Origin of the sequence: Microcoleus sp. S28C3 (assembly GCF_036700785.1) — a bacterium.
Taxonomy (GTDB): domain Bacteria; phylum Cyanobacteriota; class Cyanobacteriia; order Cyanobacteriales; family Microcoleaceae; genus Microcoleus; species Microcoleus asticus.
The window spans coordinates 14,273-26,986 of record NZ_JAUBPO010000010.1 but is presented as its reverse complement, the minus strand read 5'-3'; the positions used below and the strand labels follow the sequence as shown (position 1 = coordinate 26,986).

12 protein-coding genes are annotated in these 12,714 nt (G+C 45.5%); 5 read left to right on the top strand and 7 right to left on the bottom strand.

The window, feature by feature from the left end; genetic code table 11:
* Nucleotides 1–237: 237 nt before the first annotated feature.
* Together QUA13_RS05055 and QUA13_RS05050 are read left to right on the top strand one after the other, a co-directional pair.
* Entirely contained in the window at nucleotides 238–753 is a 516-nt protein-coding gene (locus QUA13_RS05055; protein ID WP_333197195.1) for a hypothetical protein, read from the top strand.
* Nucleotides 714–3,392: a CHASE4 domain-containing protein gene (locus QUA13_RS05050; RefSeq protein WP_333197103.1), complete on the top strand. Its 2,679-nt coding sequence runs from the start codon at nucleotides 714–716 to the stop codon at nucleotides 3,390–3,392. Before QUA13_RS05055 ends, QUA13_RS05050 begins: the two co-directional genes overlap by 40 nt.
* A gap of 49 nt (nucleotides 3,393–3,441) precedes the next feature.
* Here the strand turns inward: QUA13_RS05050 and cobO are convergent, their stop codons facing one another.
* From cobO to QUA13_RS05035, 3 genes are all read right to left on the bottom strand, one after another.
* Complete coding sequence (gene cobO, locus QUA13_RS05045; RefSeq protein ID WP_333197102.1) at nucleotides 3,442–4,077, bottom strand: cob(I)yrinic acid a,c-diamide adenosyltransferase; 636 nt, start codon at nucleotides 4,075–4,077, stop codon at nucleotides 3,442–3,444.
* A 61-nt stretch (nucleotides 4,078–4,138) separates the two neighbouring features.
* Entirely contained in the window at nucleotides 4,139–4,714 is a 576-nt protein-coding gene (locus QUA13_RS05040; RefSeq protein WP_333197101.1) for a Uma2 family endonuclease, read from the bottom strand.
* Between the two features lie 158 nt (nucleotides 4,715–4,872).
* Nucleotides 4,873–5,490, bottom strand: a complete 618-nt coding sequence (locus QUA13_RS05035) for a hypothetical protein (protein ID WP_333197099.1) — start codon at nucleotides 5,488–5,490, stop codon at nucleotides 4,873–4,875.
* Nucleotides 5,491–5,608: 118 nt separating this feature from the next.
* On the opposite strand from QUA13_RS05035, the gene QUA13_RS05030 reads away from it, so the two are divergent.
* From QUA13_RS05030 to rimM, 3 genes are all read left to right on the top strand, one after another.
* The gene (locus QUA13_RS05030; RefSeq protein WP_333197098.1) at nucleotides 5,609–6,883 is read left to right on the top strand and encodes a molybdopterin-binding protein; all 1,275 of its coding nucleotides are present in this window, start codon (nucleotides 5,609–5,611) and stop codon (nucleotides 6,881–6,883) included.
* Nucleotides 6,884–7,042: 159 nt separating this feature from the next.
* Nucleotides 7,043–7,675 (top strand): response regulator, encoded by a 633-nt coding sequence (locus tag QUA13_RS05025; RefSeq protein ID WP_015179099.1) that lies wholly within the window; start codon nucleotides 7,043–7,045, stop codon nucleotides 7,673–7,675.
* Nucleotides 7,676–7,852: 177 nt separating this feature from the next.
* Nucleotides 7,853–8,494, top strand: coding sequence for a ribosome maturation factor RimM (gene rimM / locus QUA13_RS05020; RefSeq protein WP_333187518.1), 642 nt, complete (start codon nucleotides 7,853–7,855; stop codon nucleotides 8,492–8,494).
* A gap of 85 nt (nucleotides 8,495–8,579) precedes the next feature.
* On the opposite strand, the gene QUA13_RS05015 is transcribed toward rimM, so the two are convergent.
* The 4 genes from QUA13_RS05015 to QUA13_RS05000 form a co-directional block, all read right to left on the bottom strand.
* Nucleotides 8,580–9,038 (bottom strand): phosphate-starvation-inducible PsiE family protein, encoded by a 459-nt coding sequence (locus QUA13_RS05015; RefSeq protein ID WP_333197096.1) that lies wholly within the window; start codon nucleotides 9,036–9,038, stop codon nucleotides 8,580–8,582.
* Nucleotides 9,039–9,398: 360 nt separating this feature from the next.
* Nucleotides 9,399–9,710, bottom strand: a complete 312-nt coding sequence (locus QUA13_RS05010) for an RNA recognition motif domain-containing protein (RefSeq protein WP_172190665.1) — start codon at nucleotides 9,708–9,710, stop codon at nucleotides 9,399–9,401.
* 16 nt (nucleotides 9,711–9,726) lie between these two features.
* Nucleotides 9,727–10,002: a hypothetical protein gene (locus QUA13_RS05005; protein ID WP_333197094.1), complete on the bottom strand. Its 276-nt coding sequence runs from the start codon at nucleotides 10,000–10,002 to the stop codon at nucleotides 9,727–9,729.
* A gap of 302 nt (nucleotides 10,003–10,304) precedes the next feature.
* Nucleotides 10,305–12,500, bottom strand: coding sequence for a nitrate reductase (locus QUA13_RS05000; RefSeq protein ID WP_333197091.1), 2,196 nt, complete (start codon nucleotides 12,498–12,500; stop codon nucleotides 10,305–10,307).
* Between the last annotated feature and the right edge of the window lie 214 nt (nucleotides 12,501–12,714).

Genomic DNA, 12,714 nt, shown 5'->3' with positions numbered 1-12,714 from the left:
TTCTTTAATCTAAAATTTAAAATCTAAAATAGTATTATTTGATGGGCCGATCGCCCGCCCCGATCCGGCGCAAAATTTATCAAAACTAATCTTAGATTTAAGTTCAGGAACCGGGCGGGCGATCGTTCCTTCAAGTTAATAGCCAACATTAAGCCAAATACCCGGTTTCTCTACAATCTTTGTGAAACTGGTACAAGAGGCGCTTGGAACCAGGTATTTTAAATTTTGGGGTCTGGAGTGGTTTTGACTTATTTGATATTGACAGGAAGTTTAAAAGCGATCGCGATCGCGATCGCGATCGCTCTCTCGCTTGCTCTCTCGCCCGGTAATTTCAGCATTGCATTCCCCACACGCCGGACACAGGAATCGGACATCAAATCCGGCGTTTTAAGGTCGCAATCTCCCCCAAATCCTGCGCCAGATACAGCTAGCACAGGTTTAGCAGAGGGCGTTTACCTCTACGGCCAGTCGAGCAAGCCAGATGAAATTAACAAAGAATATTTTGTATTTGAAATGCGGCAGAGTAAAGTAGTCGGCGCTTTTTACCTGCCTCGGTCTGCTTTTTACTGTTTTTACGGCACAAGCGATCGAACTCAGTTAAATTTAACAGTAGTGGACAGTTACGACGGTAGTCGCTCTCCCTACTCCGTAAACCTGCAACAGTATTACCCAATTTCCACCATCAGCGAGAACGATCGGCGCATCTTGGGTATTTGCCAGGAAGCTCACAAACAGCAGGTGTGGGAAAAGTAGGAAACACGCGCTGCGCCACCAGTCAGGGTTCAGGAAACAGTAGTAAAATTGCTCCTGAGTTGAGAATTTCGGACGGACACCACACACAGAGCAAGATGAAACTGCGTCGGAAAACACTATCGATAGTTGGCATTACCATCGCTGGACTGACAGGCATTCTGTATGTCGCCTCATCAAGCATCCTCTTGGGCAGCCTGGTCAAAGCAGAGGAACAAGAAGCCACACAGGTTGTCAGGGGAGTTCTCAGCGTGTTCGGGCAAACTGCCGACGACTTCAACTCGCGCTTTGCCGACTGGTCGTCCTGGGACGACACCTACACTTTCATGCAAAACCGCAACTCAGGATTCATTGCCTCCAATTTAATTCCAGAAGGGCTGGCTAATATAAGAGTTAATATAGCCGTATTTGTCAATACTTCTGGCAAAATAGTTTACGGTACGGGTTTAGACAGCCAAAAGCTGAAACTAACGCCTGTTCCAGAAGCATTAAAACGGCGCATTTCTCTCAGTGACCCGCTGTTGTTGAAGCACCCCAACGCCAAAAGCAGCCTTGCTGGTATCCTGCTGCTACCGTCAGGGCCGATACTGATTACTTCCCGACCAATTCTCACGACTAAAAGCACCGGCCCGATCCGAGGCACGCTGGTATTCGGGCGCAATTTAGATGCTGCGGGCATTGCGAAGGTTTCTAAAATTACTCGCTTGCCGCTGATCGTACACAGCGTTAATGAGGCTCGGTTGCCTGCAGACTTTCAGAAAGCGCGGGAGAAACTGTCGGAAAAAAAACCGATTTTGGTGCGTCCTTTAAGCGAAGAGTCGATCGCGGGTTACGCTCTGATCCGCGATATTTACAACCAACCTGCGCTGCTATTGCGGGTTGATATCCCCAGAGAAATATACCGGCAAGGTCAGATCAGTTTGCTGTACCTGCTGATATCTGTAGGGTTAGCGGGAGTTGGGTTGATCGGCTGCACTCTGCTGCTGCTAGAGCATCTGGTACTATCTCGGTTGACCGGTTTGGCGAAAGCAGTCAACCGCGTCAGCAGCAGCCAAGACCTCTCGGTGCGGCTGCCGGTGACGGGCGAAGACGAGTTGTCAGACCTTGCCCATACTATCAACGGAATGCTTTCGGCCCTCGCGATCGCCGAAAGCGAACAACTTGAGGAAAAAGCTCGCTACCAAGCGGTAGTCGAGCAAGCTACAGATTGCATTTTCTTGTGGGACGCTCAAACCAAACGCCTTTTGGAAGCCAATACAGCGTTTAGAAACTTGCTCGATTACAGTCTTGATGCGATTTCGCAACTAACTATTTACGATATCATCGCTTACTCTAAAGACATAATTGACAGCAATATCGACTTGCTGGTGGCGGACAAAAAATTCCGAATTGGGGAAGTTCTCTACCGCCGCCGAGACGGTTCCTGCGTGGACGTGGAAGTAAGCGCCAGCGTGATTTCCTACGGTGGCCGCGAGATTATTTGCACTGTTGTCCGCGACATTACCGAGCGCAAACAAGCCGAAGCCGAACTGCGAGCCTCGGAAGAACGCTACAGACTTTTGTTTAAAAATAACCCCCATCCGATGTGGGTTTACGATTTAGAAACTCTGGAATTTATAGCCGTCAATCAGGCTGCTGTCCAACACTACGGCTACACTCGCGACGAATTTCTCAACATGACCGTTACGGACATTCGTCCCCCCCAAGAGTTGCCGAGATTGCTAGAAAATATATCCCAACAAGTAGATGCCGGTATTGATTTTGCCGGTGTGTGGCAGCACCAGAAAAAAAACGGAACAATTATTGATGTACAAATTACTTCTTATACCCTGCTATTTGATAGCAGAAATGCTGAATTAGTGCTGGCTCACGACGTGACCGACCGCTTGCAAGCCGAGGCAGAACTCTACAAGGCAAAGGAAGCCGCAGAAGCCGCTAGTTTGGCTAAAAGTCAGTTTTTGGCTAACATGAGCCACGAACTGCGAACTCCTCTGAATGCGATTATCGGTTACAGCGAGATTCTGCAAGAAGAGGCTTTAGATTTGGGCGAAGAAGTTTTTGTGTCGGATTTGGAGAGAATTCACAATGCAGGCCAGCTTTTACTAACATTAATTAATGATATTCTGGACTTGTCGAAGATTGAAGCCGGTCACGCGGAACTTGAATTAGAGACTTTTGACGTGTCGGAGGCAGTTCAAGATGTAGCGAAAACTGTTGAACCGCTTTTTTTGCGAAACACCAATCGCCTGAATGTTGAGTGTTCTAATAATATTGGCGAATTGTATTCCGATAAAATTAAGTTTACTCAAATTTTGTTTAATTTGCTCAGCAATGCAGCTAAGTTTACTCATAAAGGGACAATTAAACTCAGCGTTGAAAGAATTAAAAATGACGAGAATGATTGGGATTCTGAAAGGTTAATTTTTAAGTGTACTGATACAGGGATTGGGATGACTCCCGAACAGCTACAAAAGTTATTTCAACCTTTTACACAGGCTGATGCTTCGACTACCCGCAAGTACGGAGGTACGGGTTTGGGTTTGGCAATAGCGCAGAAATACTCTCAGATGCTGGGCGGAGAAATTACGGTGAATAGCGAGTTTGGCAAGGGGTCAACTTTTACTTTAACGTTGCCAGCATAGATCCATTTTAAATTTGAGATTGGGGAAAAAGTCTTGACTACAAACAACATTAATACTCAATACCTGGTTGAGCTTTAATGCCTTGTTCTCGAAATGGATGCTTAACTAATATCATTTCTGTCACCAAGTCTGCCCGTTCGATTAGCGCTGGCGGGGCGCCTCTGCCTGTTAAAATAATGTGCGTTTCTTCTGGTTTTTGGTCTAACCCGGAGAGCACTTGCTCAACTTGCAAATAACCTAGTTTTAATGCTATATTTACTTCATCTAGAAGAACTAATTTAAATTCGGGATTGCAGATAAAAGTTAGGGATTTTTCCCAGGCTTTTTGAGCTGTTTCGATATCTCGATCGCGGTCTTGCGTGTCCCAGGTAAAACCTTCTCCCATTGCATGAAATTCTAGCTGTTTTTCCCACAGTTGAAAAACGGCTTTCTCAGCGGGTTCCCACGCGCCTTTGATAAATTGTACTATGGCGACGCGGTATCCGTGACCGAGCGATCGCACAACCATTCCCAAAGCGGCTGTAGTTTTGCCTTTGCCGTTACCGGTATTGACTATAATTAAACCTTTTTCTTTTGAGGAGTTAGCGATTCGCTGTGATTGCACTTCTTGGCGGCGCTGCATTTTCTGTTTGTGTTGTTCCGCTGTTAAGCCAGTGGTTGCAGTCGTTTCTGTATTAGTTTCCATAATTTTTTTTTAACCGCCGATAAACGTAAATAAACGCTGATAGATGGAAGATGTCTCGTTATTACCAGAGTGTTTTCAAGTTTAGCACGAAACCGGGCAAAATATCTTCTCCTGATAGTTCTGTGGGACATTCCAAAACTTCTTTCTCTTGTCCTTGGCGATAAATTTCAACTTGGCGCGTTTTGCGGTTAATTAACCAGCCTAGTTTTACTTGGCTATTCATGTATTCTTCCATTTTGTCTTGAGAGTCTTTTAGGCTATCGGTGGGCGACATTAGCTCTAAGACAAAATCCGGGGCAATGGGAGGAAATTTTTGTTTTTGTTCGGGAGTGAGAGCATCCCATCTTGATTTTTCAATCCAAGAGACATCGGGAGAACGATTGGCACCGCTTGGCAGTTTGAAGCAAGTTGAAGAATCGAAACAAATTCCCAGTTTACTTTGTCTGTTCCAAATTCCAAAATCAGTAGCTATTTCAAAATTATAACTTCCGGTTTCTCCTCCTGTGGGTGGCATGATGATTATTTCTCCTTTGGCGTTGCGTTCAAATTTGACATCGGGGTTTTCGCGACATAGTTGATAAAATTGGTCATCGGTTATTTGGGCGATCGAGTTGAAGTTGATGGTAACTGCTATCATGGTATTTTATCAGGATGCGTGGGAATTTTTAAGCCAAATAATGTATATGAATGCGGAGCAATGCCGATCGATGCAGATGCTGTAAATATTATTGATGGGGCAAGAGGACTCTAAGAATATTTTTATGCACTTTTGCTCATTATATCACCTACTTCTAACTAGCTATTAATAGTTTGATAAAATGCTTTTTGGATAAAACACTTACAGACATACCAATAATAAAACGCAATGTTGATTTCGCTAAACAATTTAGGTACTCCTTCCAGCAAGCTGGAAATTATCTTGCTTTTAAAATTGAGTGCATCAACGCCGATCGCAAAAAACAACAAGCCCAAACCAGCTAACAGTATTTGGTAGGGAGTAAACTGTAGTTCTCGCCGAAAAAACCATCCGTACGAGGACAAAACAACGGCGTATAAAAGACTTACTCCTAGCTTGGGAATTCCTAATGCTATCATATATATATGAATCCTGTAAATTTCATTGAGCATAAATCCACCTGTTAAAAGAGCGGAAAATAAAATAAAACGATTTTCAATATGGCGCGGTTGAATATTTTTAGCTAATCCATAGGTGAAAGTACAAACAATGACTGGTACAGAGCATAAAATCTGGAAAATCCGAGTTAACAAGGCGACAGTGGGATTGGGGGAAAAATAAGGATGAAAGAATAAATCGCTGACTTTTAAGCCGGAAAGTTGAGTTAAAAGTATCAGCAGCGCTACTAGGAATAAGGATAAACAATTGAGTTGAACAACCAAGCGAGAAATAGTCATAAGCAATTTATATCAAAAATTAGGTTTACTGCCCAAATATAAAAAAAATTATATCACCAATATCTATGGAGATTTTGCTAAAGTTAATCAGGAGTGTTATCAAAACAAGGAGACAGTCATGCTGTCAGTGAAAGAAGCAGAATCGATCGTTCTAAATTTGGCCCAACCCCTCGACAGTCAGCGGGATGTAGAAACTGTAGACTTGCTGGCAGCATCGGGGCGCATTTTGGCTGCACCCGTCACCGGTTCCCTCGATTTTCCTTATTGGGATAATTCCGCAATGGATGGGTATGCGGTGCGGTTTGCTGATGTGGAAAATTGCAGCGCCGAAAAACCGATCGCACTTGATATAGTTGAAGACATTCCAGCGGGATATCAGCCTCAACATACTGTACAATCGGGGCAAGCGGCGCGAATTTTTACGGGCGCTGTGATGCCAGCCGGTGCTGATACGGTGGTAATGCAGGAAGAAACGAGGCGAGAGGGCGATCGCATTTTTATCTTAGTTTCTCCTGAAAAACCGCAAGCATTTGTCAGGCACAAAGGCGCTTTTTATCAAGCAGGAACAACTTTGCTAACTCCCGGTACAGTTATCAATGCCCCAGAAATGGCGGTGTTAGCAACTGCACAGTGCATTCAAGTTCCCGTTTATCGGCGGCTGCGGGTGGCAATTTTTTCTACTGGTGACGAATTGGTATCGCCCGACGAACCTTTGGCACCGGGGAAACTGGTAGACTCGAATCAGTATGCTTTGACAGTTTTGTTGGCCCAAATGGGATTTGAACCGATTCGATTGGGGATTGTTCCTGATAATGAAGATGCGTTAAATAAGGCGATATCCCGCGCTGTTGCGACAGCAGATGTGGTTCTTTCTACGGGCGGCGTCTCGGTAGGAGACTACGATTATGTCGAGAAAATTTTGGCCGATTTAGGAGGAAAAGTTCACATTAGTTCTGTGGCGATTAAGCCGGGCAAACCTTTAACTGTTGCTGCATTTAAACGAGGTAAAAAAAATGATGATTCGCCGAGTTTGAGTTCGGATTGTCTCTATTTTGGTTTGCCGGGAAATCCTGTTTCGGCTTTAGTCTGCTGTTGGCGGTTTGTTGTGCCTGCTTTGAGAAAAATTTCTGGGCTTGGCGAGGATGCTTGGGGGCCCGAGTTTGTCCGGGTTCGGTGTCAGGCTGAATTGCGATCGCACGGTCGGCGCGAAACTTATGTTTGGGGTAAACTGCATTTAGTTGCCGGAGTCTGGGAATTTGAACCTGCTAGCGGCAGCCAAAATTCAGCGAATTTAATTAACCTTGCAAATACGAGTGGTTTAGCAGTTTTGCCCGCATCGGAAACCTGGATTTGGCCCGGCGAATTCGTTGAAGTTTTAAAAGTTAGTCATTAGTTAGTTGTTATTGGTTAGTTATTGGTTCGGTATAATTTCATGTAAAATATTAACAACTAAGTAATCCCTCTTCCTTCTTCCTTCTTCCTTCTTCCTTCTTCCCTCTTCCTTCTTCCTTCTTACTTCTTCCTTCTTCCTTCTTCCTTCTTCCTTCGTATTATGAAAATTTTAATTGTTGAAGATGACCCGATGATGCAACTGGGATTAGAGCAAGTTTTAGCCGATTCCCCAGAAATAGAAATAGTAGGACAGGCAGAAGACGGTTATTTAGGCGTAGCAGCCGCACTGAAACTCAAACCTGATATTATTGTAATGGATATCGGTTTGCCTCGGCTGGACGGCATAGCAGCGACGCAGCAAATTAAAGCACAACTGCCAGAAGTTCGAGTAGTAATGTTAACTTCTCACACGGCAGAAACTGAAATTATTGCTGCCCTTTCTAGCGGGGCTGATGCTTATTGCATTAAAGGTGCTTCCGTAGACAGGCTGTTAGCAGCGATTGCAGCCGCAGCAGAGGGGGCGACATATCTTGACCCTCAAATTGCCCGGACTGTCATCGAACACCTCAAACCCCCGATACCTGCCTCTACAACTACTTTTGGTCAGTTGTCGCAGCGGGAATTGGAGGTGTTAAAATTAATGGTGGAAGGTAACAGCAATCCCGAAATTGCAGCGGCGCTTTACTTGAGTCCAAATACTATTAAAACTCATGTTCGCGGTATTATGAATAAGTTAGCAGTGGATGACCGCGTGCAAGCAGCAGTTGTAGCGCTGAGGACGGGATTGGTGTAAAGAAGGAAGAAGGAAGAGGGAAGAAGGAAGAAGGAAGAGGGAGAAGATCCGAGGGAAGAAGGAATAAAAATAATTCAACATTTTTCAGTTGCCAATTTCCAATTCCCCATTGCGGATTCCCAATTCCAAACACCAAATTCCCATTATCAATTACTAGCAATTTGAGTGATATAATCTATGTCTGAGTGGATAGAAATCGGTAAAATTGTAGCAGCTCAAGGTTTGGACGGGGAAGTGCGAGTCTATCCCGATTCGGATTTCCCGGAAAGGTTTATCGAACCCGGGAAGCGGTGGATTTTGCGCCCTAACAAAAGTGAACCGGAACCGATCGAGTTTTTGGGCGGTCGCTACATTCCGGGCAAAGGGCTGTACGCTGTAGAGGTAGAGGGTGTGGAAGACCGCGATAGTGCTGAGGCGCTGCGGGGCTGTAAGTTGTTTGTTGAAAAGACCGATCGACCTTACCTCGAATCTGATGAGTTTTACGTCCAAGATTTGATCGGGATGGAAGTTATTAACCAGTTAACCGGGGAAATCTTAGGCAAGGTAAGTGATATTATTCCCGCCGGTAACGACCTTTTAGAAGTTGAAACGAATCTAACGCCGCCGGAAACTGTTGTCGCAGAATTAGAAAAGCCAAAACAGCCTGAAACTCCTAAAGCAAACGCTGACCCCAGAAATACCCGCAAACCACGGAAAATTCGCGTTAAAGAGCCTAAATCAACAAAAATTTTGATTCCTTTTGTGGAAGAGATTGTGCCAGTTGTTGACTTAGAACAAGGCCGAATTGAAATTGTGCCTCCTCCTGGTTTATTGGAATAATATCATATCCGGTCGCTCGACCGGACATGATATTAGTTATTAAAAAATTCCCCTACTTCGGCGAGGCGGTTCCTAATTCCCGATATTAATCTTTTTCTTTATTGGTGTGCCGCACTATCAAGTAACTGATTGAAAGCGCGAAAATTGCAATCGCCAAACCAATCAAGTCGGCTGCTGTTTTCTTTTCTAGGTCAAGAATGATGATTTTTCGAGATACTGCTATCAAAGAAGTTACAATAACTAGCTCTACTTGAATTACGTGCTTTTTCAGATAAGCTGTAATATTTTCCAAGATTTCCAGAGCAATTAAAACATTTAAAAACAACCCAAATATGACAAACAACGTGTCTTTTAACAAAGTATCAGTGTGGTTTACCAATTCTTTTGCTAAAAAAATCAGCAAATCGCAAACGCTGACGAGAATTACCAAAATCATCGCCAGTGATAAAATTTTCGATATTATTACCTCTACACTTTCTGTAAAATGCAGAAAATTTTCATCACTGCTTGACTTGGAAATTTGCCTAAATATTTTTTTCAGCATACCCGTGATTTAGTCATCTTTCTTGATGATTCTGTCATTGTTCGGTACACTTTGCAAGCGAAAAACTGTGGGATTACCTGGTTTCACTGTACCACCCGGGCGTTGCGGAAGGCAGCTCTCTCTGCCTGTTATATTTTATAGTTTTTCATGTCAGCTAGGAATCGATCGCACGCGATCGAACTCCTGATTCATAATTTTTGCCATAAAAAAGCCTCAAACTATTGTCTAGCAATATTTTGAGGATTCTAAGGCGCGGTGCGACCACTGAACTCACTATCTATTCTCAACAGAGAATGATTGTTGACTCCCAGCTTGCTCCGACGCAATATATAAGATAGCTAAAAATTTAGCTCGGGTGGTTTAGTAGCGACGAGAATTGCCACCGCGATCGTTGTTGCCCCAGTTACCGCTGTTAGAAGAACCACGTTCTTCGCGGGGTTTTGCCTTATTGACCTTGAGGTCGCGACCCATCCACTCAGCACCGTCAAGAGCCTCAATGGCTGCGGTTTCTTCGGCTTCAGTAGACATTTCTACGAAAGCGAAGCCACGCATCCGGCCTGTTTCGCGGTCAGCAGGCAATTGAATGCGCTTTACTGTTCCGTACTCTCCAAAAGTTTGGCTGAGGTGCTCCTGCGTTACTTCGTAGGATAAATTGCCGACATAGATTGACATTGAACATTCTCCAGAATCAGAGGGTGTAGAGATTTAAATCCGGAGGAACGCCGATAGAACGAACTGTACTGCCGAAAATAAAGCCTTGTAAAAACATCATAGCACCTATAGGTGCAAACTGCAATTGTCTGACTCGATTAATTAAAAAGAAAGCAGAAGGCATTCGCCATAAGACATTCTCCCGAAGGAAAAACCCCCCATCAAGAAGGAAAAATTTAGAATAAATAAATTTAATTTTCCTTGTTCCCGGGCTCTGCCGGGGAAACGCAGCTTGTAGGCTGGGTAATGGCATAACGATTTTAGGTTTTAGATTTGGGATTGAGGATTTGAGATTTATGTGTAGGGTGCGTCCGGGATCAAAATTGTTCGATCGAGAGAGGTTGTTACCCTAAAAACGGATACTTGCGAACGACAGGAGTCGTCGAGAGATCGTAATTTTAGACTCTTGTTCAAGCTCCCAAATTCCTCTGTGGAGTAAATCTCAAATCGTTCGACTCAGCGCCGAACGTCAACCGCGTTCATCCCCATGTCGATCGCCAGGGGCTTCCCGCTCGTTATTCGGTGAGTTGTAACATCCCATAGTTGGAGGGCAGCTCAAGAAGTGACGGCGAGGGTGGATTTTGCCCAATTAAATTCCCCAACTTCTGCGGAAACTTCTGCGACACCTTCTGCAGCAGTTTCTGCCCCAACCAGTACCAACTGCACCGCACAAGCTTTTAACTCGGGCTGTTTGGAATCTGGACAGCTTGCAGAATGAGTCATGGCATTAGCTTCAGCACCTTCGGCCCACAGAGAACCCCAGTGCATCGGTACAAATAGCGTACCCGGGGCGATCGCCTTGGTGACTTTTGCCGGAAACTGCCCCTTGCCGCGGCGCGATCGAACTTCCAGCAAATCCCCCTCCTTAATCTGCAATTTGGCAGCATCGCGCGGGTGAATTTCCAAAAACGGATCGGGGTGCAATTGATTAATTTTTTCTGTTCTACCCGTCCGCGTCATCGTGTGCCAGTGTCCGTAAAGTCTCCCTGTCGTCAACACAAACGGATAATTCGGATCGGGAGGTTCTGCCAGTCCCCGGGAGTGATAGGCCGAAAATCTCGCCCGCGCGTCAGGAGTGTGAAAACGCCTGTCAGTATACAGCCGTTTCGCTTCGTTCGCTGGATGCACAGGCTCGTTTTCCCGGCAAGGCCACTGCTGCGGCCCTTCTTGGCGGATGTATTCGTGGCTGAGTCCGGTCATGTCGCAAGGCTGACCCCGCGTCAACTGCGCGTACTCTTTAAAAACCTCCCCACTGTTCTCGAAAGCAAAGTGTTCGGCAAAACCCAACCGCCGTCCCACCTCGGCGAAAATGCTCCAGTCGTCGCGGGCTTCCCCGGAGGGAGTGTCGAAACCGGGACAAAAGGTAACGCGGCGTTCGGAATTCGTCATCACCCCAGTTTTTTCGCTCCACTGCGTTGCCGGCAGCAGGATGTGAGCGTAGGCGGAGGTTTCAGTGGGATAGTAAGCTTCTTGATAAATAGTAAAGGGCGATCGCAGCAAAGCGGCTTTAGTGCGTTCCAAATCCGGCATACTCACCACCGGATTAGTAGCTGCAATCCACAGCAACTCGACATCGCCAGTTTCCAAGCCCACAATCATGTCCCAAGCTGTGCGGCCCGGATTCGGGGAAATGCTTCCCGGTGCGATTCCCCAAAACTCCTCGACTTGGGTTCTGTGTTGGTCATTTTTCACAAACCGATATCCCGGCAATAAGTGAGACAGTCCTCCGGCTTCCCGCCCTCCCATGGCGTTTGGCTGGCCGGTGAGGGAAAACGGGCCGCATCCCGGTTTGCCGATTTGACCGGTCATCAAATGCAAATTAATCAGCGATCGCACCTTTGCCGTGCCTTCGGAGGACTGGTTGATTCCCATCGACCACAGCGACAAAACCCGCTGTGACTGTTCCCAGTAGTTTGCCGCCGTTTCTAACTCGCTGACAGTAATCCCGCAGCGCGAGGCTACAAACTCCGGCGTGTAGCTGCTAATAACCTCAGCAAAAGCTGAAAAATTCGCCGTGCATTCTTGAATAAACTCAGGATCTATTGCTTGCCTGCGCAGCAGCAAATATGCAATTCCGTTAAGCAAATCTATATCCGTACCCGGTTTAATTGCTAAGTGCAAATCCGCCGCTTCAGCAGTCGGAGTCCGCCTCGGATCTACCACAATCATCTTAACATTTGGATTTTTTTTGTGGTATTTTGCTAATCGATTGAATACAATCGGATGGCATTCCGCTGTATTGCTGCCGATAATAAAAGCGCAATCTGTTAATTCTAAATCGTCGTAACAGCAAGGCGGCCCGTCCGAACCAAAACTTTGAACGTATCCCGAAACTGCTGAAGACATACACAAGCGAGAATTAGCATCAAAATTATTAGTACCCAGACAACCTTTCATTAGTTTCTGGGCAATATAATAATCTTCTGTAGCGAATTGACCCGAACCGTAAACGCACAAAGCATCGGGGCCGCTGGTGCTGCGAACTGTTTGGATGCGGTTAACAATTGCATCGAGAGCTTCGTCCCAGCTAGCGCGGCGGAATGGTTGGTCGAGAGCATCTCGCATCATCGGATAAAGTAGCCGATCGCTCCGAATCGACTCTGCTACGGTTGCTCCCTTAATACAAACCATGCCCTGACTCGATGGGTGATTGCGATCGCCCCGCACTTTCCAATTTTGTTTTTTGTCGGCAACAACTTCTAGACCGCAACCTACACCGCAGTAAGGGCAAAGAGTTTTTATAGTTTCCATCTGGTGATTTTAGATGCTAATTTTTGAAAGCTAATGGGTAATTGGTAATTCGTCATTATAGTCGGAACTGAGAGCTCCTGCAAATAATGTATCAATAGTTACTAAATTACCGCAAAAATGCTTTACAACAACGGACAATACCCTGATTTAAAATTAACCGATCTCTTACTAAAATTCGCGATCGATCTGGGTTGTAGCCAGCTTCTCGCTGCGC

What these genes read in the sequence shown, in the direction of transcription:
- cobO (WP_333197102.1), bottom strand. Translation starts at nt 4,077, where the DNA reads ATGGAAACTAATACAGAAACGACTGCAACCACTGGCTTAACAGCGGAA.
- QUA13_RS05040 (WP_333197101.1), bottom strand. Translation starts at nt 4,714, where the DNA reads ATGATAGCAGTTACCATCAACTTCAACTCGATCGCCCAAATAACCGAT.
- QUA13_RS05035 (WP_333197099.1), bottom strand. Translation starts at nt 5,490, where the DNA reads ATGACTATTTCTCGCTTGGTTGTTCAACTCAATTGTTTATCCTTATTC.
- QUA13_RS05030 (WP_333197098.1), top strand. Translation starts at nt 5,609, where the DNA reads ATGCTGTCAGTGAAAGAAGCAGAATCGATCGTTCTAAATTTGGCCCAA.
- QUA13_RS05025 (WP_015179099.1), top strand. Translation starts at nt 7,043, where the DNA reads ATGAAAATTTTAATTGTTGAAGATGACCCGATGATGCAACTGGGATTA.
- rimM (WP_333187518.1), top strand. Translation starts at nt 7,853, where the DNA reads ATGTCTGAGTGGATAGAAATCGGTAAAATTGTAGCAGCTCAAGGTTTG.
- QUA13_RS05015 (WP_333197096.1), bottom strand. Translation starts at nt 9,038, where the DNA reads ATGCTGAAAAAAATATTTAGGCAAATTTCCAAGTCAAGCAGTGATGAA.
- QUA13_RS05010 (WP_172190665.1), bottom strand. Translation starts at nt 9,710, where the DNA reads ATGTCAATCTATGTCGGCAATTTATCCTACGAAGTAACGCAGGAGCAC.
- QUA13_RS05005 (WP_333197094.1), bottom strand. Translation starts at nt 10,002, where the DNA reads ATGCCATTACCCAGCCTACAAGCTGCGTTTCCCCGGCAGAGCCCGGGA.
- QUA13_RS05000 (WP_333197091.1), bottom strand. Translation starts at nt 12,500, where the DNA reads ATGGAAACTATAAAAACTCTTTGCCCTTACTGCGGTGTAGGTTGCGGT.